This window comes from Maridesulfovibrio bastinii DSM 16055 (genome assembly GCF_000429985.1).
In the GTDB taxonomy this organism is placed as follows: Bacteria; Desulfobacterota; Desulfovibrionia; order Desulfovibrionales; family Desulfovibrionaceae; genus Maridesulfovibrio; species Maridesulfovibrio bastinii.
On record NZ_KE387015.1, the window covers coordinates 159,485 to 183,794 of the forward strand.

19 protein-coding genes and 1 tRNA gene are annotated in these 24,310 nt (G+C 44.7%); 12 read left to right on the forward strand and 8 right to left on the reverse strand.

Going from position 1 to position 24,310, the window contains the following annotated elements; all coding sequences use genetic code 11:
* Positions 1-2: 2 nt before the first annotated feature.
* Positions 3-650, reverse strand: coding sequence for a succinate dehydrogenase/fumarate reductase transmembrane subunit (locus G496_RS0116855; RefSeq protein ID WP_027180299.1), 648 nt, complete (start codon positions 648-650; stop codon positions 3-5).
* 193 nt (positions 651-843) lie between these two features.
* Between G496_RS0116855 and G496_RS21225 the strand changes: the two genes are divergently transcribed.
* The 5 genes from G496_RS21225 (at position 844) to G496_RS0116880 (ending at position 5,113) form a co-directional block, all read left to right on the forward strand.
* Positions 844-1,053 (forward strand): hypothetical protein, encoded by a 210-nt coding sequence (locus tag G496_RS21225; protein ID WP_156900689.1) that lies wholly within the window; start codon positions 844-846, stop codon positions 1,051-1,053.
* A 609-nt stretch (positions 1,054-1,662) separates the two neighbouring features.
* Positions 1,663-2,235, forward strand: coding sequence for a TetR/AcrR family transcriptional regulator (locus G496_RS0116865; protein ID WP_027180300.1), 573 nt, complete (start codon positions 1,663-1,665; stop codon positions 2,233-2,235).
* The gene (locus G496_RS0116870; protein WP_027180301.1) at positions 2,199-4,430 is read left to right on the forward strand and encodes an MFS transporter; all 2,232 of its coding nucleotides are present in this window, start codon (positions 2,199-2,201) and stop codon (positions 4,428-4,430) included. Before G496_RS0116865 ends, G496_RS0116870 begins: the two co-directional genes overlap by 37 nt.
* Positions 4,431-4,432: 2 nt before the next feature.
* Positions 4,433-4,831: a hypothetical protein gene (locus tag G496_RS0116875; protein WP_051295123.1), complete on the forward strand. Its 399-nt coding sequence runs from the start codon at positions 4,433-4,435 to the stop codon at positions 4,829-4,831.
* Positions 4,832-5,036: 205 nt separating this feature from the next.
* Positions 5,037-5,113: transfer RNA gene (locus G496_RS0116880), tRNA-Arg, on the forward strand.
* Positions 5,114-5,394: 281 nt separating this feature from the next.
* On the opposite strand, the gene G496_RS0116885 is transcribed toward G496_RS0116880, so the two are convergent.
* The 5 genes from G496_RS0116885 to G496_RS20205 all read right to left on the reverse strand — a co-directional run bounded on the left by G496_RS0116885 (position 5,395) and on the right by G496_RS20205 (position 8,960).
* Positions 5,395-5,601, reverse strand: coding sequence for an Rv0909 family putative TA system antitoxin (locus tag G496_RS0116885; RefSeq protein WP_027180303.1), 207 nt, complete (start codon positions 5,599-5,601; stop codon positions 5,395-5,397).
* Positions 5,602-5,814: 213 nt separating this feature from the next.
* Entirely contained in the window at positions 5,815-6,663 is an 849-nt protein-coding gene (locus G496_RS0116890) for an amino acid ABC transporter permease (RefSeq protein ID WP_245577948.1), read from the reverse strand.
* Positions 6,664-6,742: 79 nt separating this feature from the next.
* The gene (locus tag G496_RS0116895; protein ID WP_051295124.1) at positions 6,743-7,573 is read right to left on the reverse strand and encodes a transporter substrate-binding domain-containing protein; all 831 of its coding nucleotides are present in this window, start codon (positions 7,571-7,573) and stop codon (positions 6,743-6,745) included.
* A 27-nt stretch (positions 7,574-7,600) separates the two neighbouring features.
* Entirely contained in the window at positions 7,601-8,425 is an 825-nt protein-coding gene (locus tag G496_RS0116900; RefSeq protein ID WP_034633718.1) for an amino acid ABC transporter permease, read from the reverse strand.
* Positions 8,426-8,534: 109 nt separating this feature from the next.
* Positions 8,535-8,960 carry a Gfo/Idh/MocA family oxidoreductase gene (locus G496_RS20205; RefSeq protein WP_034633720.1) on the reverse strand — a complete coding sequence of 142 codons (426 nt, stop codon included), beginning with the start codon at positions 8,958-8,960 and terminating at the stop codon, positions 8,535-8,537.
* Between the two features lie 270 nt (positions 8,961-9,230).
* On the opposite strand from G496_RS20205, the gene G496_RS0116915 reads away from it, so the two are divergent.
* Positions 9,231-14,624, forward strand: a complete 5,394-nt coding sequence (locus G496_RS0116915; RefSeq protein ID WP_027180308.1) for an alpha-2-macroglobulin family protein — start codon at positions 9,231-9,233, stop codon at positions 14,622-14,624.
* A gap of 10 nt (positions 14,625-14,634) precedes the next feature.
* Positions 14,635-16,983: a penicillin-binding protein 1C gene (pbpC, locus tag G496_RS0116920; protein WP_027180309.1), complete on the forward strand. Its 2,349-nt coding sequence runs from the start codon at positions 14,635-14,637 to the stop codon at positions 16,981-16,983.
* Here the strand turns inward: pbpC and G496_RS0116925 are convergent.
* Together G496_RS0116925 and G496_RS0116930 are read right to left on the reverse strand one after the other, a co-directional pair.
* Positions 16,980-17,663 (reverse strand): SOS response-associated peptidase, encoded by a 684-nt coding sequence (locus tag G496_RS0116925; protein WP_027180310.1) that lies wholly within the window; start codon positions 17,661-17,663, stop codon positions 16,980-16,982. The genes pbpC and G496_RS0116925 overlap by 4 nt on opposite strands.
* A 39-nt stretch (positions 17,664-17,702) precedes the next feature.
* Positions 17,703-19,310, reverse strand: a complete 1,608-nt coding sequence (locus G496_RS0116930) for a SidJ-related pseudokinase (RefSeq protein WP_027180311.1) — start codon at positions 19,308-19,310, stop codon at positions 17,703-17,705.
* Between the two features lie 197 nt (positions 19,311-19,507).
* Between G496_RS0116930 and G496_RS0116935 the strand changes: the two genes are divergently transcribed.
* The 5 genes from G496_RS0116935 (at position 19,508) to G496_RS0116955 (ending at position 24,302) form a co-directional block, all read left to right on the forward strand.
* Positions 19,508-20,785: a double-cubane-cluster-containing anaerobic reductase gene (locus tag G496_RS0116935; protein WP_027180312.1), complete on the forward strand. Its 1,278-nt coding sequence runs from the start codon at positions 19,508-19,510 to the stop codon at positions 20,783-20,785.
* Between the two features lie 443 nt (positions 20,786-21,228).
* Positions 21,229-22,740: a 30S ribosomal protein S1 gene (locus G496_RS0116940; protein ID WP_027180313.1), complete on the forward strand. Its 1,512-nt coding sequence runs from the start codon at positions 21,229-21,231 to the stop codon at positions 22,738-22,740.
* 100 nt (positions 22,741-22,840) lie between these two features.
* Entirely contained in the window at positions 22,841-23,014 is a 174-nt protein-coding gene (locus G496_RS21230; protein WP_156900690.1) for a sulfurtransferase TusA family protein, read from the forward strand.
* Between the two features lie 52 nt (positions 23,015-23,066).
* Positions 23,067-23,792 carry a sulfite exporter TauE/SafE family protein gene (locus G496_RS0116950; RefSeq protein ID WP_027180314.1) on the forward strand — a complete coding sequence of 242 codons (726 nt, stop codon included), beginning with the start codon at positions 23,067-23,069 and terminating at the stop codon, positions 23,790-23,792.
* Positions 23,793-23,822: 30 nt separating this feature from the next.
* Positions 23,823-24,302 carry an FxsA family protein gene (locus G496_RS0116955; RefSeq protein WP_027180315.1) on the forward strand — a complete coding sequence of 160 codons (480 nt, stop codon included), beginning with the start codon at positions 23,823-23,825 and terminating at the stop codon, positions 24,300-24,302.
* The last annotated feature ends 8 nt before the right edge of the window (positions 24,303-24,310 follow it).

Genomic DNA, 24,310 nt, shown 5'->3' on the forward strand with positions numbered 1-24,310 from the left:
ATTTAACTTAAGGTGAAAAAACGAATCAGGGTAATCACACCGATAACTATAAATATAGTGAAGAGTCCCGATTCGAACTTCTTGGCCTTTTTACGCCCGTCAGATTTAATTACGCCCCACTTCACGCCGATGCGATAGAAGCCGACACTTACATGCAGTTCGACGCAGGGCAGCAGAACCATATAGAACAGGAACCACCAGCCGGTCTGAATTCTGGCTGCTGACTTTGCTGCGGTGATAGGAAGGTCAGTAAGCACAACCCACATGTGGGCGGCTCCCATCACCAGAATAATCATTGCGGTTACAGCCTGAACAACCCAGAGCCAGGTGTCGCGGTGCTGCATCATTTTGGCGTGTTTCCAGATAGTCTGCTGACCTCTGGAACGAAACGGAATTTTACGGGCCGCAATTACAAAATGGATGAGGAAAACAAGGAAGATCAGAGGTCCGCCAAGCTGAGCCATATAAGTGCTTTCAAAAAAACCGGCTATGGCGTTCATGGCGTTCGGGGAAACAACTACCGAGGACACAAGGATCATGTGACACCACATGAACAGGACAAGCCCTGCTCCGGTCAGCATCTGTATCCAGTCCAGAACGGCATCGCGTCTGGATGGAAGATCCACATGCATGGTCGCATCTACAGTCATAACTTCCTCCTTTCACGGGCATGGCGCACCCGCTTTAATGGAATTGCAACATAGCCGTATCAGCTAAATCCCAGCTATGTACCAGCCGCACTTACCCCCTCTGGGCATGAACGGCATCAATCCGGCATTTTACATCCGATGCTTAAGGGCATCGGACGCGATTCAAATACCCGGCTTAAACGGAGCACATCCCTTGAAAAGGAAAGAACTCAAAATCACAGCCGAATCCGTATCTGAAAAGACACACAGATCTTTAACCGAAAATTTCATAGTGGTATTCGGGCAACTCAATTTGCAGCCGGAGAAAACAGGATGCGTATGCACCGTTCCGGCAGCAGAGCCCGCCATGTCGGGAAGGAGAAAATTGAAAGCGCAACAGAAGAAAGCTACACTTTTGTCATAGATATTTTGGATACAAAACAAAAATTTTATCAATACAATGTGATCATTTTGCTTTTCACCCAAATTATTCATCAAGGCAGAATCTAATTTTAAATTCCGCTTTCCGGGACCTGAAAAACGTTCGCAACAAACAATTTTTACAGGTATTATGTTTTGATTCCAAAGCAGCATGCAAAAACCTGCCGTTTATATAATATTGTGGAATAACAAAACTTTTAATAAAATTCTTAATAAAGAAACCTGCGTTCACGGAGTCTTTATTCAGAACTCTTGAGATTAGTTCTAACAGTGGTTAATTGGTTGGTCAATCAATTTTAAAAAAAACTTGACATCTTTTTAATTTTCAAAATTAGAATATATTGTTACTAAATTCACAAAACGTAACACCAGGTTGTAAGTTTCATATATAATCATTTTACGTTTTTCGCATATCAGGATAAAGCAAAATCCAATTAATTTAGGTAGAACCTATAAACGCAATAATTTTATAAATCATGGAGTTCAGTTTTTGCTTGTATTAATACTATTCACATACTAAGCAGATCATACTGACATTATCCTCCCCGATTTCAGTACATTCTCCCGGATTTCGGTCCGGGGACGGACAATTATGAGTAAAAAAGACAAAATATTGTATGCGGCACAGGAAATGTTCGGCAGACACGGATATGCCAATACAACCATGAAAATGATTGCCGACAGAGCCGGAGTCGCGTCAGGGCTGGTCTCCCACTATTATGGAACTAAAGATAATCTTTTCCTTGAAGCCGGTGACGACCTCATTGACAAAATGCTTGTTTTTGTAACGGAAAAAGCCCAGAAAGCACCCTCAGGGCTGGAAGCAATAGGAATATTCGTAAAATCCTACCTTGATTTCACTTTAAAGAACAAAGAGACATTTCCAACCCTTCTACGCTGTTCACCATTCAGCGATGATTATCCCGACCTAGACCGCCATCAGGTTGCCAGTAAATTCAAAAAGCTTATAGACCAGATCAGCAATTATCTTGAAAAGGGAATGGCGGACGGATCTATTGAAGAACTGCCTCTAACTCAAACGTCCTTCCTACTGTACGGACACATTGTCGGAGCAGTCAGGACCGTTTTCCTTGCCCCCTATGATTCCAAAGGAGTCTTTGAGGAAGCATGTCACTTCATAATACGAAGCATCGCCAAACAGTAAGCAACCCGGCTATAGCAGTCCTTATTTCAGCAGCTTTTATAACAGCTGTAGGACTTGGCATTTTTACTTTCACTCTGCCTTTATTGAATTTTGATGAACGGGCCAGCGGAGCATGGCTTGGAACAGCTTTTGCCGGATACTATCTGGCAAAGATGATTACGGCTCCTGTTTCCGGGATTCTTTCCGACAAATTCGGTCCCAGAGCTATTCTTATTCCGGCGTCACTGTTGTCGGCCTTACTGCCACTGCTATATCTGCCAGTGCAATCACTGAGCATGACCTATGCCATTCAGCTCGGGCTTGGATTTACCTCGGGCATGATACGGACTGTCACCATGGCTGTAATAGGAAACTATTCAGACCATGAAGAAATGCACCACCGTTTTTCCATGCTTTCAACCGCATTCAACGCGGCCTTTTTCTTTGGTCCTGTTCTCGGCGGGTGGCTGTATATGGAACGTGACTTCGTGCATGTTCTCTGCGGCGTCTCAATTCTGATGGCCGTTTCATTCGCCCTCTTCCTGTTTTCAATTCCGGTATCAACTTCAACCGCATGTCCAGCACCTCTCATAAACAATACGAGAGAAGAAAAAACATTCTGGTTTCAACTGCCACTGCTGCTTTCCATTGCCGGGCGGACGGCAGGGATCGGAGCTTTAATGACTTTTTATCCGGTATTGCTGAAAACAAGACTTTCGGTGAGTGGGATTCAAGCCGGAATGATTTTTACCGTCCCCAATCTGACAGCAGTGCTGCTGCTTCCAATAGCTGGGAGGATGCTTGCTTCATACGATTGCAAAAAAACTGCGGCCATAGGGATGCTCATCAGCTCTGCCGGTCTCTACCTGCTCAGTATGCCCTACTCAACCCCGATATTTATACTCTTTGGCATCATAACCGGGCTTGGCTCAGCCATATCCATACCGGCATCAATGACCTTGAGCTCAGCATTGAACAATAAGCAGGGACACAGCCACGGAAAAGCAAATCTGGCAGCCAATATCGGCTTCTTTGCCGGTCCTCTTGCGGCCGGTTTTGCAGTCAGAATGTCTGGAGCTACCGAGGCGGCATTGCAGTCAGGGGGACTCATCGGTGCAGCTTTTTGCATCCCCCTCCTTGGGGAAAGCTTTTCCTCAGGTTTTAAATGTTCAGCTGTTGCTACAAAAAAAATCCGCACAGCTTCATTTACTATATGCCTGCTGATTCTTGCCCTTAGCCCGTTTTCCATTTCTTCTTTCTCACAACATGCTGAAAATATGGAGCAAACATACCGTTATACTGATGCGGCCATGGGCACGGTGGTCAATATAACGATAGAAGCGGAATCACCTTCCAAGGCTGAAGAGTCTGCCCGCAAGGCAATAAAGACAATGCGATTCCTGCAAAAAGATTTTGACCACAGAAGCAGATATGGCTCCATTGGAAGGGTAAATAAAGAAGCGGGAAAGGAAGCGGTAGAAGTAAGTGAAAGAGCCTACACCCTGATCTCGCACGGCCTTGAGTTCGGCAAAAAAACTTCCGGAGTTTTTGATATCACTATTGGAGCGGTTACAGATGCCCCATTTTATTATGCTTTAAGCGATAAGCTAATCAGATCGAAAAAAAATCTGGTGGATTACCGCAAAGTAAAACTATTTCCGGACTCAAATAAAGTTTTTCTGCCGGTTAAAGGTATGGCTCTGGATATGGGAGGACTCGCCAAAGGAACCATCCTTGATGCAGCCGCCCTTAACTTGCGAAAGTCCGGTATAAAAAACGGGATGATTGAAGGTGGCGGAGATTTTGCCTGTTTTGGAGAACGCGAATGGGTGATAGGACTCAAAAATCCGCGCGGAGCAGGAATGCTTGGAACGATAAGAGTCCGCAATCAGGCTGTTTGCGGTTCCGGAGATTACCGCCAGTTTATAATTTCCGATAAAAATGGTGATCAGGTCCGCAGGCATCACATAATAGACATTAACTCAATGGAATCAGCAGATGAAAGCATAGCAACAACGGTTCTGGCTCCTGATGCTGAAACAGCCGACGCTCTGGCAACATCCATGTTTATTATGGGACCGGATCAGGGAGGCAGACTTCTGAAAAAATTATATCCCAAATGTTCCGCAATGTGGGTACTGCCTGATATGTCCGTAGTAAAAACAGAAAATTTTCCTGCAATTTCAAACAAGGCTGATGAGCAGCAAGGAAACTGACATTGCGCACCATAACCGCATTTACTATTTTCTGGATTCCCATGATTCCGATAGCAATTCTGAACGGACTTCTGCGGGTATTATTGTTTCAGCCTTACATGAATGAACTTGCGGCACATCAGCTCTCAACACTGACCTGCATTTTATTTTTAGCTGTTTACACACATTTTTTAATTAAAAGATTCAAGCCAACTGATTTTCAGTCCCTTTCAGGCGGTCTTGTCTGGATGATACTGACGATCTTATTTGAATTTTCTTTCGGCCACTTTATTGCAGGACACAGCTGGGAATTAATTTTGAACGACTATAATATTTTTAAAGGACGAATCTGGGTTTTCATTCCTGTTTCCCTAGCCATCATGCCGTTGATTATGAATAAAATTAATTTTTTAAAAAATTAAATTTTTTGAATTCTTTTTAAAGCCGATTCATTTCACATTTCCTACTTTTTATTAACAGCACAACAAATAAAAATTTTAATTAATAAATTCAATATATTAAAAAATGCAGCATATTGTTTGCAAAAAATATTTAAAAAAAGTTTCATTTAATTTAAAATAATGCTTGACGAGAAAGCGGAATCAACATAGTTCTCTCTCTCGAAGCGCGCCTGTAGCTCAGCTGGATAGAGTGCCGGACTACGAATCCGTAGGTCAGAGGTTCGAATCCTCTCAGGCGCACCACGCTAATACAAGGACTTACATCAACTGATGTAAGTCCTTTTTTTTGCGCTGTTAGTAAATAAAAAAATCGCCCCGGCTGTAAACAGCGGGGCGATGTAATGGTCAGTGCCGGAATCAGTCAGCTTCGTAACAACCGCACATAATGGTATTGCGGGTACCTTCCTGAATATCTCCCTCAAGCTTTATTAACAAAGCCTCCAAAAAGAAAAAGGGAGAGTCCGGCGATTGTCAGCCAAAAAATCCTGCGGCACAAACCAGTTTAAGCACTGTGACTGTACGGACTATTTATCCATACTTTCCTTTGCATCATCTATACTTTCATCAACTTTATTTCCAAGATCTTTAGCCATATCTCCTGACTTATCGATCATCTGGTCGATTTTTTTACCGGCTTTTTCAGCAGGACCTTCCTGATCCTGACAACCGGCAACCAGAGTAAGCATAGACAACAGACAAAATACGAATACCAACACTTTAAACTTTTTCACTAACACTCCTTAATTGCAGATTAGTCCCCTCTCCACAAAACGTCGACTCCACCCATAACATATTTACACAACTGAAACACTAAAAAAATGAACCGGATTGATCATAAGATATAATCCGTAAATATTAATATGACAGACTAATTTTAGATATATAATTATTATCTTTTTATCATCTGGACGATTTATTAATAGAAAATCCAATAAACGAAGCCATCAGGACATCCAGCTGATTTTACGCTCTATATATCCTGAAACAAAAGCACAACTGACTGTAAGTAAGAAATAAAGGACGGTTATGGTGATCCAGACTTCGAATGTCAGCCCCGTTGCTGCCATCAGCTCCAGTCCCTGAAAGGTAAGCTCTGAAACGGAAATAACAGAAACTATAGCTGAATCCTTGATTATTGAGATGAACTGTCCGGCAAGAGGAGGGATTATGACTTTAAATGCCTGAGGCATGATAACAAACTGCAACTGTCCACGGTTGGGAAAGCCGAGCGAGGCCGCCGCTTCCCACTGTCCATGGTCTACACTTTCAATCCCGCCACGCACAATTTCAGCAATATAGGCTCCTTCATAAACAGTGAGTGTAATCACCCCTGAAATAAATCCGGGAAGTTTGGAAGGACTGTCGCAAAGTATTGTAACGATGTCAGAAAGCCACACCGGCATCTTGTTAATAGCATCATCAAGGCCGATTATCGGCGAAATGAGTGAATATATAAAAAAGTAAAAGATAAAAACTAAAACAAGCGGGGGCAGATTGCGGACTGTTTCCACATAGGTCCTGGCAAGCATTCTGGCCAGCAGACTGCGGCTGACACTCATCATACCGGCGGAAAATCCTACCAGAACCGAAAATATCATCGTCCAGACACTTAACCTGATGGTTGTCAGCAGTCCATTTATCAAAACATTGGGCTGCCATCCTTTGTCAGGAGAATTATAAAAAAAGAACTGTGGTATTGACGACCAGTTCCAATCGTAATCAAACCTGGCAGTGACCCGCCATGCAAAAAAAGATACCGCACCGAGAATCAGAACGGATAAAATGCAGTCCAAGGAACATAAGCTGTATTTTTTATTCATTATTATAAAAGTAAGCCGCGGGAACAAACAGCCCCCGCGGCATCGTTATCCATTATTTAAGGCTCGATTCCCAATCAAGGGTTTCAAACCAGTAATGTTTGCGTTCTTTCAGCCAGCCGTTGCTGGTCTGGAGCAGAATCCAGTTGTTAAGCACATTCAAAGTATCAGGATCTCCTTTACGCAGGGCAAACCCAATGGGTTCTGAAGTAAAAGTACCCGCTACAGGAATAAAGAGCTTGTCAGGATGTTTTAAAGCTGTCTGAGCCGGAAGCGGAGCACTGGAGATAAATGCGTGAACTCTTCCTGAAAGCAGTTCCTGAATGCACTGGGCCTCCTTGTCAAAAAGTCTTACCCGGGCTTTCGGGAAAAACTTTTTAGCCGCTGAAGCTGGAGTTGATCCCATTCTGGCAACGAGAATAACATCTTCCTTGTTGTAATCTTCAAGAGAGGTCATACCGGAAGCTTTGGCTTTGTTGGCGACTATGGCCAGACCGGAGGTATCGTATGGGATTGTAAAATTGACCCTTAAATTTCTTGCGGTGGTTATTCCCATTCCGCCGATAATTACATCAAATTTTTTAGCCAGCAGTGCCGGGATGATTCCAGACCAGTTGGTTGGAACAAATTCAAGCTTAACCCCGAGGTCCTTTGCAAGTTTGGACATTACATCAACTTCAAAACCAATAAATTTTCCTGTTTTATCCTTCATGGCCCACGGGACAAAAGTTGAAAATCCAACTTTTATCTTACCATCATTAAGGATTTTTGAAATTACACTGGAATCACGCAGCTGATTATTCAAATCCGCGGCAAAAACAGGTGAAGAAACAAAACTCAATGTAATCAGGGCAAGCAAAAAGAATCGCAATAAACGGGAGGACATAACCAAACTCCTTTAATCTTAAGCGGTTTAATACGGACCTGCCGTAGCCTTAAGCCTTCTTTCCATCATCCGCACGGCTATGGAAAGACTGAAATTTACGACAAGGTATATTGCGGAAACCGTAAACCATATTTCGAAAACCATGAAGGTTTCGGCAATAATTGTCTGCCCCTCCATGGTCATTTCAAAAACAGAAATTGTGGCCACCAGCGCAGAATCTTTAATCAATGAAATCATCTGGCTTGTCAGCGGTGGAAGAACATTGCGTACAGCCTGAGGAAGAATGACATAGCGGTAGGTAAGATAATTATTGAGTCCCAGACTGTAGGCCGCTTCCCACTGCCCTTCGGGAACCGCAGAAATCCCGGCTCTGAAAATTTCAGACATATAAGCGCCCTCAAAAAGACTGAGAGCGATTACAGCAGATACAAAAGCTCCTATCCCAAGCACAGGAGCGATGACAAAATAAACCATGTACAGTTGAATGAGCAGAGGGGTATTGCGGATAGTCTGTATATAAAGTCCGGCAAGAAAACGCGCAACAACAGAACGGGATCGGCCAAACAGCATTGCCGTCATACCAAGAACAAGTGAAAGCAGCATGGAAACCGCTGTTATCTGAATTGTTACGACAAGCCCGTTAAGAATGGGTCCGAATCTGAACCCGTCATCAATTGAATAAATATACCGGGCAACCCTGTTCCACTGCCAGTCATATCCCATACTTTCAGAGCCGTACAAAACAGCCCAGACAAAAAGGGATAATATGATCAGATAGAGCAGGACATCCCGTACCGCTTTAATTCTTTTTATCTTTCGTAAGCTATAAACTTTTTCGGCAACCGATTCCATCCTGTTTTATTTACAGCGATAAGACAGCTTAGCCAAGTTTTTTTAACGTAAATACAATTATTCATTTAAAAAAATACGGCATAATTCACTTATTTCACTCTAATCAATACTATTTTCCCTTCTTTTGTCTTTCCAGCACCATATCGGCATAAGCCTGATATTTCGTAGCATTAACCTCAGGAAGACTGTCTTCAGGTTCAATAAGAGACCATATCAGCCTTGCAACCCTGTCCTGAGAAACTTTTGTGTGACGATTACACGACTCTTCCAGTTTCTGGTTCAGCGATTTAGTTACATTGGGATCACCGGTGAAATTGAATATAACATCCACATCTGTTCCCATCTCCACAACACCATCCAGTGAAACAACCGGTATACCTTTTTCGAGGGCTAATTTTTTACCCGGAGTATCACCAATTTCAACAACACACTTTATTCGCAGACAAGCGTCAGAATCATCAGAAATTTTTTGCAGAAATATGGAGCCGACCCTTCCAAGACCGACAATGGCAACATTATGAGTATCTATGGACATTGCTTCCTTCCTTTAGCTGTAGACTTACTGATTCAACATGATGACTGAAAAGAATATTCCTGTACAACTACCTATTCCAGATCAGCCCTTATTTCAAGGATGGTATATAAAAACAGCCTGCAGGAGATATTTTATTTTTTCTCAAAAAAGCGTATACCTGTACTGCTTGTGCCCCGCAGGTTTCAACTGTCGGAAATGAATCCTGATAAAAATAATCACATGGCACAACAATTATTACTTCCCCATATTTTCTGAAAGGAAACATCATAGATGAATCAGACTCCCACGCCTCTTAAAGACAAAAAAAATATCATTATAGCCCTGCTGCTTATGCTTTGTATTATTCAGGCCGCAGCTCTCATGAAAAACAAATATGAGCGTTCCACTGCTCTCGGCGGAGCAAATGCAACCATAAATGTAACGGAAGTCAGTCTTGATTCACAAGGATACAACCATCTGCTGATAGCCTTTGATAAACCAGTAGGACCGGGTTCGCTGATAACTCCTGTTTCGGTTCCGGCAACAATTTCACCGGATATAAAAGGACAATGGATATGGATAAATCCTTATGGCCTGAAATTTACCGCAGAGCCGTCCTTTCCTCCCGATACCCAGTTTGAAATAACTATGAAGCCCGAAACTTTTCTGGGTAAAGAACAGCGACTTGGCGGTAAAAAATCTTTTAAAATCAGAACAGGCCATTTTTCCATATTAAAATCAGAGCTCAGGACCGAACCTGTCCCCGGATCAGCTAAAAAAGTCCGCATTACCGGATACATAAAATTCAGTAATTATGTTTCGCCGGAAGAAACTCTTAAAAATATCAGCATAACAGCGCCGGACGGGGCCTCAGTTCCCATCTCGATTACAACTTCATATAAGGATTCATATCAGGAATTTTCCAGCTCTCCTGTGGAAAAAACCGAAAAGCACACCATATATACTTTAAGCGTTTCCCCGGAAATGCAAAATGGCAAAAAAACAATTTCACTCGGTAAAAAATATACCGACTCCATTGATATTTTCTTTGATCCCATCCTTAAATATTCCGGCAGTAAACTGGAAAGCAAAGTAGGAGAAAGTAATATCTCTCTCAGCTTTTCAAGTCAGGTTTCTGCTCTGGAAGGACTCAGGTCCGTATCAGTCTCTCCCGAAACAGACTTCTCCACATACAATAAAGGAAACCAACTGGTTTTAAATGGAAAATTCCTGCCTGGCAAAAAATACACCATTACTCTTGCAAAGGGGCTGATGGCTCAGGATGGTGCAGCCCTCCCGGAAAGCAAAATTCTGAAACTGACTATGCCCAACATTCAGCCTGAGGCTGATTTTACCGCAAAAGGGATGTTTTTATCCAATTCAGGATATAAAACTCTGGGTTTGAAAACAGTAAACACATCAAAGATAAACCTCTCTGTGGACCGTGTTTTCCCGAATAACCTTTTCACCCTCTTCACCCATTACGGTTATCTGGCATTCAACAATGAAAATTACGGTTCCGGTATTTCCAGAGCACTGGGAAGCAGCATCTACAACGGTCAGCTTAAAATATCCGGAAAGCCTAATACGGAAGTAACAACACCGCTTTCCATGCAGGATTTCATCAGCAGAGGCGGGAACGGCCTTTACCGAGTCAGTGCTACCATCCCCGGACAATACGGAGGGGTTCAGCGCTGGGTAATGCTGACAGACCTCGGAATTGTGGGCAAAGAAAGCAATGATGAATTTTTATTCTGGATTTCCTCGCTTTCAAAACTCACACCCCGGAAAAATATTCAGGTAAAAATTATCAGCAATCAGAATCAGGTGCTCGGCACAGGTAAAACCGACAGCCGGGGCATGCTTGTAATAAAAAAATCAGCCCTTAAAAATGAGCTTGGAAAACCATTTATGGCTGTAGCCACCGGCAAAAAAGATATGACTTTCCTGCTCTTTGATAAATTCAGCACAGACATGGCCGGGCTGGATATCTCCGGCAAGAGGCTGTCATCCAGAGGATACACGGCTTTTGCTTATGGAGAGCGCAATATCTACCGCCCGGGAGAAACTCTAAGCGGGGCAATAATTATTCGTTCGGACCAATTGACGGCTCCGAAGCCTATGCCGCTGGTTCTTGTTTTTAATGGTCCGCAGGGACTTGAATTGAACAGGCAGACCATCCGTACCGACAAGCAGGGAATGGTCGGATTTTCCAGAAAAATACCTGATTATGCCCCGACAGGATCATACGCTGTCAGGATACTTGCCGGAGGAGAAACCATCGGACGGTATGATTACCGTGTGGAAGAATTTGTACCCGACCGTATTTCAGCAGAACTGCTTACTCCTGAGAGTATAAAATCAGGTGAAAATCTTAATTTTGAAGTTGAAGGTAAATACCTTTTCGGTCCGGCGGCTTCAGGGCTTCCGGTAAAGGTCAGAGCAACCCTGAGAGCTGTAAAATATGCCCCGGAAGGCTTCAGCGATTACCGTTTTGATACTGACGCTGACAATTTTAAAACTCAGGAAATTTTTGTTGCAGCAGAAGACCTCAATGATTCCGGTAAAAAATCTTTTACGTTCACTCTTCCTGACAAAATTAAAACGACCTCAACTCTTGAAGCCAGTCTGAGTGCGCGAGTCAGTGAAACCGGAGGCCGAGGAGTTACCGCGGTTAAAAATATTCCTGTAAAAGTACCCGGCTATCATCCCGGAATAAAAAAACAGCAGAGGCAGGGCTACCAGCCGGGTTCACAGATTCAGATAGAATATATCACGCTTAATTCAGACTCACGGAAAGAAAAAGCCGGTGAACTCGTGCTGAAACTTTACAGAGATCGCTGGCAGACTGTTGTCCGCAGCACTCCATCAGGTTCCTACCGCTATGAAACCAGACGTGACCCTGAACTTATTGAAACAAGAAAACTGACTCCTTCATCTGCAACCGGATCATTTACTGTAACTCCCAGAGAATATGGAAGTTACCGGGTAATCCTGACTGACAGCAGATCAGGTCTCAGTGCTCAGGGAGATTTTTTCTGCGGCGGATGGGGTTACTCACCATGGGCTCTTAAGAATCCGTCACGGTTGGAAATCATCCCGGAGAAAAAAGGCGATTACACTCCGGGAAAAAGCGCAACCTTCCAGATACGTTCTCCATTTCCGGGGAAAATGCTGGTCACAGTCGAAGGTCGTTACATAAACTGGAGCCGCACCTACGATCTCAAAGGTAATACCGCGACTGTAAAAGTTCCTGTAAAAAATGATTACAGCCCCAATGTATATGTCACAGCAACAGTCATACGCAAAGCTTCAAGCCTCAAAACCGGGTCCTCGGCACGGGCGGTGGGCGCGGCTCCGCTTTTTGTCAAAAGGGAATCCAACAGGCTCAATATAAGTTTAGATGCCCCTGATCATTACAGACCGGAAAAGGTGCTTACGATAAAAGCCCGGACAGCTCCCGGAGCCAGACTTACCATTGCGGCTGTTGACGAAGGGATTCTGCGTCTGACAAATGAAAAAACCGCTGATCCTTTCGGATATTTTTATGCCAGACGGGCTCTCGGGGTTAAATGGTTTGACACTTTTACCCTGCTTATGCCCGATGCCGGTCCGGTAGATGCGGCTGAAACCGGAGGTGGAGCAAGGCTTGCGGCTATGGCTAAATTTGCCGGAACAACTTCCATCCGCAGGGTCAAACCTGTGACCTTCTGGTCAGGCATTTTAACCGCCGACAGTAATGGTAAAGTTGAATACAAAGTTAAGCTGCCCCGTTTCAACGGTGCCTTAAGAATTATGGCAGTTGCGGCTGACGGGAAAAAATTCGGCAGCGGGTCCAGACTTATGACTGTCAGCTCACCGCTTGTGCTGACACCAACCTTGCCGCGCTTTTTAGCAACAGCTGAAAAATTCAGTATTCCGGTAAGCCTTAGAAATGATACCCCGCAAAATGGTACATTCAAACTGGAAATAAACACAGCTGGTCCTCTCAAAGTAGCCAATGCCACTATTGAAATGGACATTCCAAAATCCAGACAAAAGACTGTTTTTCTGGATGCGGAAACTCTGGATAAACCCGGAAATGCAAAATTCACGGTGCAGGCTTCCGGCAATAATGAAACCGTTTCTGAAGATGTCGAGGTCAATTCAAGACCGGCATTTCCAGTTAAACGCACAATTTCATCCGGATTTATAGATAAAAAAGAATCAGTTTTTCCGGCGGACAGCAAGGATATTATTCCTTCAACCCTGAAAAGGACTATTACAATAGGGACCAGACCTATGACCCGCTTGAGCGGGCGTCTGGAAAGTCTGCTGGCATATCCATACGGATGTGCGGAACAGACAGTTTCCAGAGCTTTTCCACTGCTCAGATTTTCTGATCTGGCAAGGGAGCTTGCTCCCGGCAGGTTCAAGGACAGCAGCCCGGAATATATGGTCCAGCAGGCACTCACCAGACTTTCAATGATGCAGTCACCACAGGGAGGATTCTCCATGTGGCCCGGTGGACGCTCCCCGGACAAATGGGTCTCCGTATATGCGGCTCATTTCCTTTATGAAGCCGGGCAGGCCGGTTTTCAGGTCGACAGTCTGCTTTTAAACAGGGCTATGGGTTACCTCTCAGGAATAGCTAAAAACGTGGACACCAAAAAAAGCTCTGATTTACGGCTGCCATGTTACGCTCTCTATGTCCTGTCACTCGCAGGCAATCCCGATAGAGGCTCCATGAATTTTCTGCGTGAACAGAGGATAGGTTATCTTGATGACCTTTCGCTGGCGCTGCTTGGAGGAGCTTTTGCCGCAACCGGAGATATGAATACATTCCGAGAACTTAGTTCTCATAAAGGTGTAAAAGATAAAGAGGCCGAGTCTGAATTCGGATCGGAAATACGCAACCTCGCAATCCGTCTGGGCATCTACCTGAGAGCAGACCATGAAAATCAGGCTATCCCGCAGATGGCACAGAATCTCGGTAACATGATGGCTGACGGCCCCTGCTCCACTCAGGACAATGCATTCGGGTTCATGGCTCTGGGTTCATACTATGCACAACTAAAAAATGACCGTGAAATAAGCGGAATTGTAACTGTGGACGGAGTCCAAAAAGCTGTTTTCAGCAGTAATTCAACAGCAGCGGTATCCGTCACCGGTACAGGCCAGATAAAAGTCATTCTGGATTCAACACCTGAGAATGGCAAGGTGGTCTGGTCAATCTATCGTGAAGCTGTTCCCTTAAGCTCGGCATGGAAAAGTTTCTCAAATGGAATTTCCATAAAGCGTGAATTCCTGACCCGTGATGGCGAACCTCTTGAACTTTCAGAAGTCAGGCAGGGACAACTTATTGCCATGCGTACCGAAGTTAAAACAACAGCTAACACTATTAAAAACGTAGTTGTTCAAAGCCTTCTCCCCACAGGTCTGGAAGTTGAAAATTCAAAACTGGCCAGCCGGGAAGACCTTAAATGGGTAGAGAATTCCAAAGTCAAAGCAGATTATGTTGACCTGCGCGATGACCGGGTTCTTGTTTTTACCAGCCTTCCAAAGGGAAAGACCGATACACAGGTGGTGCTGTTAAGAGCTGTTACCGCTGGTAAATTTGTCATTCCCCCAGTTCAGGCTGAATCAATGTATGATTCCAGAAAAAATGCCGGAACTGATCCCGGCACAATTACAATAGTAAGATAGGTTTTAAGGGATGCAGCTTCCCTCGCAGATCAGAAAATATAAAAAAACAGCAATTGCTCTAACGGCCGCGGTGATTCTCATCGCGGCCTTTATCGCTATGGATGCTCTGTATCCTTTTCCTGCCGGAAAGCTCAGTCCCGCTCCGGGAACAATGGTGCTGGACAGTCAGGGTAAAGTTCTGCGTTTTTTTCTGGCCCCGGACGGCAGCCGAAGAATTCCCGTCAAACTGGATCAGGTTTCGCCGATACTTGTTAAAACTCTTATCTCGTCTGAAGACCGCTGGTTTCGCTATCATCCCGGAATAAATCCCGTGGCAATTATCCGGGCTGCAATTTCCAATATTTCAGCAGGCGAAGTTGTTTCAGGAGCTTCAACTATTCCCATGCAGATTGTGCGGCTGTGTGAACCGCGTCCGAGAACTTTAAAATCAAAATTGATTGAAGCATTCAGGGCGTTGCAGCTCAGACTCCATTTCACCACGGATGAGCTGCTGGAAGCATACCTTAATCTGCTTCCATACGGAGGTAACATTGTTGGGGTGGAATCAGCATCGCGCTTTTACTTTGGTCACAGCTGCAAAAATTTATCACTGGCAGAAGCGGCCCTGCTGACGACCATTCCGAGGGGGCCGGCTTTTTATGACCCGCTGAAACATCCGCAGCAATCCATTGAAGGCCGCAACCATGTTATGGATCAGCTGGGTGAAAGGAAAACTTTTACCCTGCAACAGGTAAAAAGAAATAAACATGAACCTATCCCGCATAAGTTAATAACTTTTCCCATAGCTGCCCCGCATTATGCCGAGATGGTACACAATATTTTCGGGCAGCAGCCTATAATCAAAACCTGTCTGGACAGGTCCCTGCAAAGGGAAGCGGCCTCAGCCCTTAAAATGCATGTACTCAGCAAACGTTCGGAAGGACTGGATAACGCGGCATGTGTAATAATACATATTCCTACCCGGGAAATCAGAGTCATGGTCGGTTCTGCCGATTACTTTGAACAAGGCTTCGGCGGAGCTATCAACCTCTCTGATATAATCCGCTCACCCGGATCAACACTTAAACCTTTCCTCTATGCACTGGCTATAGACAGGGGAATTATAGCACCCAGAACATTTATTGATGACATCCCGGTAGATTATTCAGGATACGTCCCTGAAAACTACGACCGCATTTATCATGGCAGGGTTGAAGCAAGAGTCGCACTGGCAAAATCTTTAAATGTCCCGGCAGTACGTCTGCTCGCCGAAACCGGAGTGGAAAACTTTCTGGAAAAACTGCGTGACGGCGGGATGACCACTCTTAATAAAACAGCGGCGCAATATGGCCTTCCGCTTGCTCTCGGCGGATGCGGAGTCAAACTTATTGAGCTTGTAAACCTTTATGCAAGTCTTGCCGATCAGGGCAGATTTTGTCCGGTAAACTATTTTGCAAGGCATGATCATGAAACCAGAAAAATAAGTATATTCAGTCCTGAATCTGCGTGGATGGTGCTTAAAATGCTGACTTCGGTTACCCGCCCGGAAATGAACGATACCTGGGAACTGACACGGGATATGCCCGCCGCAGCGTGGAAAACAGGAACATCTTTCGGCCATCGGGATGCATGGGCTGTCGGAGTCTCAGGAGACTACGCCATAGGAGTATGGGTAGGTAATCCTGACGGCAGACCAAGAAAAGGTATTTCCGGGGCCAGAGATGCAGGTCCTCTGCTCTTCAGGCTGCTGCGCATCTGCGTACCGGGAGGACGGCTCCCTGAAAAACCTCAGGGATCAAAAATAGTCAGCATCAAAGTCTGCGCCCACAGCCATGAACTACCCGGACCGTTTTGTCAGGAAACGACCGAAATGAATATAATTCCGGGTAAAACCAAAATGAAACCGTGCGCACTTTGCAGGCAGATTCTGGTGGACAGCAAAAGCGGATACATGGTGACAGGCAACTGCCTTAAAAATAAGCATCTTATCAAAAAAACAATAAGAACTCTGCCTCCGGATCTGGCCCGGTGGAGATCGGAACACGGTCTTGAAGTAGAATCATTTCCACCGACGGCACCGGATTGCGAAAGCATACCTTCCGGTACAGCTCCGAAAATCGTCTCGCCGTCATCCGGGACGCCGTATATATTAAGAGATGACACTCCCATTGAATATCAGAAAATATCACTGGAAGCAGATGCCGGAGCCGATAGTGGCGAATTGTACTGGTACCTTGACGGTAAACTGGTTGCAAAAAGCCGTTACGATAAAAAAATATTTACCATAATTGAAGCTGGCAAACACAGGCTTGCTGTCAGCGATTCATTAGGACGTACAGATTCAGTCTATTTCACCGTCAAAGGCCATGGCGCTGATTAATCCAGCAGAGACGGACGGATAACAGCCTTCATAAGCAATTCAGGGCCGTTGTTACGGTTTGAATTAACCTTGCAGCAAACCTGAAATGTTTCAAAAAGAGTTGAAGGCAAAGCTTGCATAAGCAGATCTATTTTATCTGCTGGAGTTGAAGGATCAAGCCAGACATCATAATTTTCAGGGGTGATAATAACCGGCATGCGGTTATGAACTGAACGGATAAGGCTGTTGGGTTCACAGGTTATCACCGCTGAGGTCGGTCTGCGGCAGACAAAAGAAGGATGACAGCCTTCCTCCATAATTCCTGCCAGTGCGAAAACTTCACTATTCTTCATTCTGACTGCAAATGGAGTTTTCTCTCCGCTGAACCCCCTCTTCCATTCATAATATGCTCCGGCGGGAAAAAGACACCGCCCTTTTATTGCCGCGTTTTTAAATGACGGTTTTTCCCACAATGTCTCACTGCGGGCATTTATTACCGGCTTTGCCTTATTCTGATCCGCCCATGAAGGCACAAATCCCCATACCGGTGACACAACACTACGCTTTTTTGCCCCGTAGACTACCGGAACAGGAAGTCCGGGAGCGATATTCCAGTCTGGTTCAACATTTTCTGGAAAAGCAACTCCGAAGTGCTCTTCAAGCACGGCCCGTGGCATAGGTCTGGCAAACCTTCCGCACATGTGGTTACTCCAATTGTTTTTGTTATTTAATACCACATTTTAATTTTTATATGCAACAAGAGTTCCCCAGCGATCTCCGAGTGATTTTGCAGCAATACAGCATCCGGCGGCCATGGCTGACCACTCGACAATCTCAGGCAGCGAGATGGCCCGGTTAAAATCCCCGAGATGCGGTCCAGTTACCAGACGGATATCCTGCTCACCTTTTTTGATATCATCTGCTTCAAGCTCATCCATACCACAGGAGATGAGATATTTTTTAAATTCACGCTCATCAAGCATATCCTGATCGGCAACTCGCATGAACTCGTACATGTGGCGGTCAACACCCATTTCATCAATCATTCTGTCGACCAGTCTGCCAATATTCAAATCTATTTCATAATCAAAAGAGCGTCCGCAGAAACCTTCATAGTAACTTTTAAAACATCGCTCGACAGCTACACAAAATTCATCCCTGTCAAAAAGGGCTCGTGCATCCACCGCCAAACCGTCTTTATCAAGTCCTCTCATTTTCGGGTTTGCGGCTCTGAACCAGCTTCCGATAACCAGCAGAATACTTAGAAAATGTGCTCCCACGCCACGATGAAAAGAGTCACGTCCGGGTTTAATAAATCTCAGGTGCTCAAAATCACGCAGCCCGGAAACTCCAAAATTGGGGAATTCACAGGAATCGAGCCAGCGATCAAGACGCCCGAAAAGATGCCATTGATAAACACCGGCATCAGTGCGCCGCATAGCCTGCACCCTGTTATGAAACAACGGTATGGGTGCTTCGTGAACTATACCTTCGCCGGACATGCAGCCCAGCAGAAAGCTGTTACGGCACATAACTTCCAAAAAAGAATCAAACGAAAGCAGCTCTCCTTTACGGCTGTCATTAGGATAGCGGAAGTAATCTTTATGGACTGAATAAGCCATGGCGTAATGCTCCGGGTCCAGATTACCGGGTATTGCGCTTAACTTTGTCATATCAATCCCGGTGATTCTGAAGAGAACTGCTGATCCGGATTTAAACGGGCGCGGACAATCAAAACGCACTCCCGGACGGATTGGGAAGTCAGCAGCAAATTCCATCCATTTACCTTCAAGATGCAGTGACTCTTTTTTTTCGCCTTTTCTGGCAAATTTAATAACAAAAATATTATCTTCTTCACGCTTTGAAAAAATTGCACTGCGCCCTGAAAATTCAATAAAATCCACTGCCCCGGACTGCTTCAGCAACTCCGTAAAATCTATATTCGGAATCTCTTCTCCCAGACTGGAAGGAAGGACGTATTGATGGGTATCAAAAGGCATGACTCCCAGACCGCCGGAAGCTTCTATGGAAGCAGGTCCTTTACATGATGAAGCGGCCTCGATGAGCAATTTTACCGAATGGCGCGAAATTTCATGGTCTGAACAACCAAAACCGATGGCTGACAAACTTTTTGAACATTCCCTGTAAAGCAGTCTCGACATTCTCTGACTGCTGTAGCGCTGCTCCCTGACAATTGCGGCTACGGCATCAGCAATCCGCATGTCACCCTGATCGGGGTCCTTATCAATAAGTCCTCTGAGATTTCGTAAATCCATATATGCCGCGCTGAATTCCCTTGATGCGTCCTCAAGGGCCAGAGCATAATTCAAAGCCTGATTTTCCGACAAAATATCCTCCGATTTCGTTATGACAGAGGGAGTACATCATTCGTCATCCGGAAGCCACAACAAGGGCAGCAGCTATTATTTTTGTCTATACAAATTACTCTTAACAATAGTTTTTAGCTATTTGTGACATAAAATTATGTCACTTAAGATACGCCAGCCTCCAATGGCGGAACCAAATTTTTTCAAGGAGAAAAAGAATGTCCGAAGCGTCTTACAGAGAAATGTGGGAAAATCTGAACCTTGATATTGAAGCCCATGAGGGGCTGCTTGAGGTCCTCGGCAAATTTTATGGAGATATTTACATGAGCCAGGAAGGCAGGCTCAAGGGGATGGAATACCTCGACTTTGTACTTTCAGAGGTGCATGGACTTCGGATTAAAGAACTTATGGATGCCAAGGCCGAAGGACGGAAGATCATAGGAACATTCTGTGTATTCGTTCCTGAAGAGCTTTCACTTGCCCTTGATGCCGTACAGGTCGGTCTGTGTTCAGGAGCTGATGCTGGTACCGAGCTTGCAGAAAAGGTTGTTCCAAGAAACACCTGCGCCCTGATCAAATCCTTCCTCGGTTTCAAAATGGCCCACATCTGTCCGTTTACTGAAGCCTGCGACATGATTGTCGGAGAAACAACATGTGACGGCAAGAAAAAAGCTTATGAGGCTTTTTCAGAAATGGCTCCGGTTTATGTTATGGAGATTCCTCAGCGCAAAGAAAAAAGCGATTACGCTCTCTTTAAAGCTGAACTTTTAAGGTTTAAAAGCGAGCTTGAAAAACTTACCGGAAAATCAATCACCGCTGAAAATCTGAAAAAAGGCATTAAGATAGCAAATGATAAACGCCGGGCTCTGCAAAGACTTGATAAACTCCGTGCGGCTGACCCCGCTCCTATTTCAGGCCGGGATTCACTTCTGATCAATCAGGTCAGCTTCTATGACGATCCTGTCCGTTTTACCGCAAGCATAAACACACTTTGCGACCAGCTCGAAGAACGTATCGCCAAGAAAGAAGGAATAGCTCCCGCAAAAACAACCAGACTCCTGCTTTCAGGATGTCCCATGGCTGTTCCCAACTGGAAACTGCCTTATGTTGTAGAAAGCTCCGGCGCTGTAATTGTTGGCGAAGAATCATGCATCGGCACCAGAAATACCCGTGACCTTGTGGATGAATCTGGCGAAACAGTTGAAGAAATGCTTGATGCCATTTGTGAACGCTACATGAAGATAGACTGTGCCTGCTTTACTCCAAATAACGAAAGACTTGAAAATATCACCAGTCTGGCCAAAGAAACAAAAGCTGACGGAGTTCTGCACTACTCTCTCATGTTCTGCCAGCCTTACACTCATGAAGCCTTTAAAGTTGAAAAAAAATTGAAAGAAACCGGCATCCCGATGCTGGCAATAGAGACCGACTACAGCATGGAAGACATAGAGCAGCTCAAGACAAGAGTTGAAGCATTTGTCGAAATGCTCTCCTGAACAGGTATATAAATTTACCGCTTTTCAGAAAGAAATAAAGCAAACAGGTTTCTTAGTTTAAGGAAAAATAATTTAAAAGACGGCCCGGACTTAATTTTAAATAAGTTCTGGCCGTCTTGATTTTTTTTGTGGTAAAAATGTTGCATTACAATCCATCAACTTAAAACAGCAGTAATAATATCAAAAGGAGTTATCCGGCATATTTTTTTTGCAAAACGTAAAAATACTGTTCTATTAATAGAATACATGCGCCAGCGTTAGTTGCAACAAATTCAGAATTTTATATCCCTATTTAACATTGTATTTCAGGCGCAGCCAATTTTCCCGAGAAATCATGCATAAATCGTTTGTAAAATGCGCCCTTTCCCGGTAGGTTCCCTCTGTCTGTGACATATTCCCCATGGATTAAGTTACAGACCAATTTTTCTCCAGGAGTATTGAGAATGTCCGAGAACAACTTGGAAACCAATGGCGAAGAAAGCTTCGCCGAGCTGTTCGAAGCCTACGAGGCTGATTCCAACGACAACCTTCAGGTGGGTGACCTTATCAAAGGTACAGTCATCTCCATCACCAAAGACTCTGTGTTTGTTGACACAGGTGCCAAAATTGACGGCGTGGTGGGCATAGATGAACTTACCGATGAAAACGGCGAAGTCAGTGTCAAAGAAGGCGACACTGTTGAACTTTACGTTATCAAGGCCACAGGCAGCGAAATAGTCCTCTCCAAAGCCATGTCAGGCGCTGGTGGACTAAAAATGCTGCAGGAAGCATTCGACAGCAGGCTTCCGGTGGAAGGCAAAGTAGCTGAAACCTGCAAAGGCGGTTTCAGAGTAGAAATGATGCACCGCAAAGTATTCTGTCCGGTCAGCCAGATAGATACATCTTTCGTTGAAACCCCGGAAGATTTTGTCGGTCTTACTTTTAACTTTCAGGTTATCAAGTTTGAGGAAAACGGACGCAACGTAGTCGTTTCGCGTCGTGTGCTCCTTGAGCAGGAACAGGAAGAGTCCCGCAAGAGCTTCCTTGCAGAAGTAAAACCGGATTCCGAAATCAAGGGTAAAGTTACCAAGCTTATGCCCTTCGGTGCTTTTGTTGAACTTGTGCCCGGAGTGGAAGGCATGATCCATGTCTCCGAACTGAGCTGGAGCCGCAACAGCCGTCCTGAAGATATCGTTCAGACCGGTGATGAAGTTACAGTCAAAATCCTCTCCATTGAAGAGCGCAAAGACGGCAAGGGCCTTAAGATCGGACTTTCTCTCAAGCAGCTTCAGGAAGATCCCTGGGACAGCATCGGAGATAAATTCGCAGCAGGCGACAAGATTACCGGTAAAGTTTCCAGATGCGCCGATTTCGGTGTATTTGTTGAAATAGCTCCGGGAATTGAAGGATTGGTTCACATCAGTGAAATGAGCTACACTAAACGTGTACTCAAACCTGAAGATGAAGTCTCTCCCGGTCAGGATGTCGCTGTAATGATAAAAGAAATTGATCCCGAAAAACGCCGCATTGCTATGAGCATGAAAGATGCAGCAGGCGATCCGTGGCTTGATGTTGCCGACTCTTTCAAAGTTGGCGACACCGTTGAGGGAACAGTTGAAAATAAAGCTGAATTCGGCATTTTCATCAATCTGGCTCCGGGAATAACAGGTCTTCTGCCTAAATCCCGTGTATCAGCTTCTGAAAAGAGAAATGAGCTTGAAGCTCTTATCCCCGGAAGCAAAGTCAGCATCGTTATTACCGAGATCAATGTTGCCAACCGCAAAGTGACCCTCGGAACAGGCGAAAAGAATGAAGCCGATGACAACTGGAAGGAATACACAAAACCTTCAAAGCCGAAAGCTCCCAGAGAAAAGAGGGGCTCCGGCAAACCGAAGTCTTCTGTTTCATTCGGAGACTCCGGCGGATTCGGACTTCTTGGAGACAAGCTTCAGGAAGCAATGAAAAACAAGAAATAGATCAAAGGGCCGGAGTGAAAACTCCGGCCTTTTAATTTCGGCACAAAGCATGAAAAACGACCAACCAATTTTATGCTGGCAAGACTGCTGAAGCGGATTTTTGGAGACGAGTTCACGTCTTCGCGAAATGGCCTCAGGAGAAATTCTTGAGGTTGATGCGGCCGAGAATCAGTTAAAGCAGATCTCTTCCATAGCAAAAGTAAGAAAAGCCGAGGTTATTTCCAGCTCGGAAATAAAATCCGGCATCTATAGACTTACCCTTAAAAAATCCTGAACGCTGCCACCACAACAATTTTCCTTTTGTCTGACAGACCAATATCCCTATTATGACTGTTTATATTTTTGTACCGATTATTCTTTTTATTGCAGGCTATTTACAGGGGCTTACCGGTTTCGGCTCCGCCCTGATAGCAATGCCGCTTCTTGCTTTTTTTATTGATATCAAGACAGCTGTAGCAGTTTGCACTTTATGCGGAGTTTTAATTAATCTGCAAATGACTCTGAATCTCTGCTGCCATGTAAGAATAAAAAAAATCATCCCGCTTATTCTTGGCTGTATTCCCGGAACTCTGGCCGGAACGCTCCTAATTAAATTTGTCGACGGGCATATTATTACCCTGCTGCTTGGAATGCTGGTAACTTTCTACGCTCTCTACTGCCTCTTTATAAGACCTGTGGTACTAAATCTGCGCCCGATATGGGGTGCGGTAGCAGGTTTCTTCACCGGTGTGATAGCTTCTTCCGTAAGTGCCGGGGGACCACCGACAATTATCTACTCGTCCCTTATGGGCTGGAAGAAAAATGATTTCAAAGCCACGCTGGCATCTTTTTTTCTTATCTCCGCAACCATGGCAGCGGCAGGCCATCTGATAAGCGGGATTACAACTTTCTACGTTTTCAAACTGTTTCTGGCTTCACTGCCCCTTGTTCTGATCGGGGTCTATTTAGGAAACAGACTCGCAGGCAGAGTGAGTGAAGAGTCCTATAAAAAGGTCGTCATGGTTCTGCTTGTCATAATGGGATTAATGCTTATGTTTGAGGGACTGAGTTAAGATAAGATGGATTCAAACACGGAGTAAGAGATGTTCGGAAAGCTATTTATCGCCTTCGCGATAATCCCGGTTATGGAAATATATCTGCTGGTAAAAGTCGGATCAGTTATCGGCACCCTTAATACAGTTATTCTGGTTTTGATAAGTGCTTTTGTCGGCGCTTCACTGGCACGTTCCCAAGGAGCGGCAACCATGCAGAAAGTAAAACTCAGTCTGGATCAGGGACGCATGCCGGCTGAAGAACTTCTTGATGCCTTCATGATTTTCGGAGCAGGCCTTGTTCTGCTCACTCCGGGCTTTATTACAGACGCAATGGGTATTCTGCTGCTGATACCATTTACAAGAAAATATATAAAAAACTGGCTGCGTGACAATCTTCAGTCATGGATGAAAAGTCCGAACGTGCATGTTCACTACCAGCAGACGGAATTCAGGGCTTGGACTAATGACAGCAGGCATGATGATCCTGATGTTATCGAAATACAAAGCGAAGACAGAGATAAGCAATAAATCTTGTA

Coding starts and splice junctions, on each gene's coding strand:
- G496_RS0116895 (WP_051295124.1), bottom strand. CDS start 7,573: ATGTCCTCCCGTTTATTGCGATTCTTTTTGCTTGCCCTGATTACATTG.
- G496_RS0116870 (WP_027180301.1), top strand. CDS start 2,199: ATGTCACTTCATAATACGAAGCATCGCCAAACAGTAAGCAACCCGGCT.
- G496_RS0116925 (WP_027180310.1), bottom strand. CDS start 17,663: ATGTGCGGAAGGTTTGCCAGACCTATGCCACGGGCCGTGCTTGAAGAG.
- G496_RS0116940 (WP_027180313.1), top strand. CDS start 21,229: ATGTCCGAGAACAACTTGGAAACCAATGGCGAAGAAAGCTTCGCCGAG.
- G496_RS0116900 (WP_034633718.1), bottom strand. CDS start 8,425: ATGGAATCGGTTGCCGAAAAAGTTTATAGCTTACGAAAGATAAAAAGA.
- G496_RS20205 (WP_034633720.1), bottom strand. CDS start 8,960: ATGTCCATAGATACTCATAATGTTGCCATTGTCGGTCTTGGAAGGGTC.
- G496_RS0116955 (WP_027180315.1), top strand. CDS start 23,823: ATGTTCGGAAAGCTATTTATCGCCTTCGCGATAATCCCGGTTATGGAA.
- G496_RS0116935 (WP_027180312.1), top strand. CDS start 19,508: ATGTCCGAAGCGTCTTACAGAGAAATGTGGGAAAATCTGAACCTTGAT.
- G496_RS0116865 (WP_027180300.1), top strand. CDS start 1,663: ATGAGTAAAAAAGACAAAATATTGTATGCGGCACAGGAAATGTTCGGC.
- pbpC (WP_027180309.1), top strand. CDS start 14,635: ATGCAGCTTCCCTCGCAGATCAGAAAATATAAAAAAACAGCAATTGCT.
- G496_RS0116915 (WP_027180308.1), top strand. CDS start 9,231: ATGAATCAGACTCCCACGCCTCTTAAAGACAAAAAAAATATCATTATA.
- G496_RS0116855 (WP_027180299.1), bottom strand. CDS start 650: ATGACTGTAGATGCGACCATGCATGTGGATCTTCCATCCAGACGCGAT.
- G496_RS0116950 (WP_027180314.1), top strand. CDS start 23,067: ATGACTGTTTATATTTTTGTACCGATTATTCTTTTTATTGCAGGCTAT.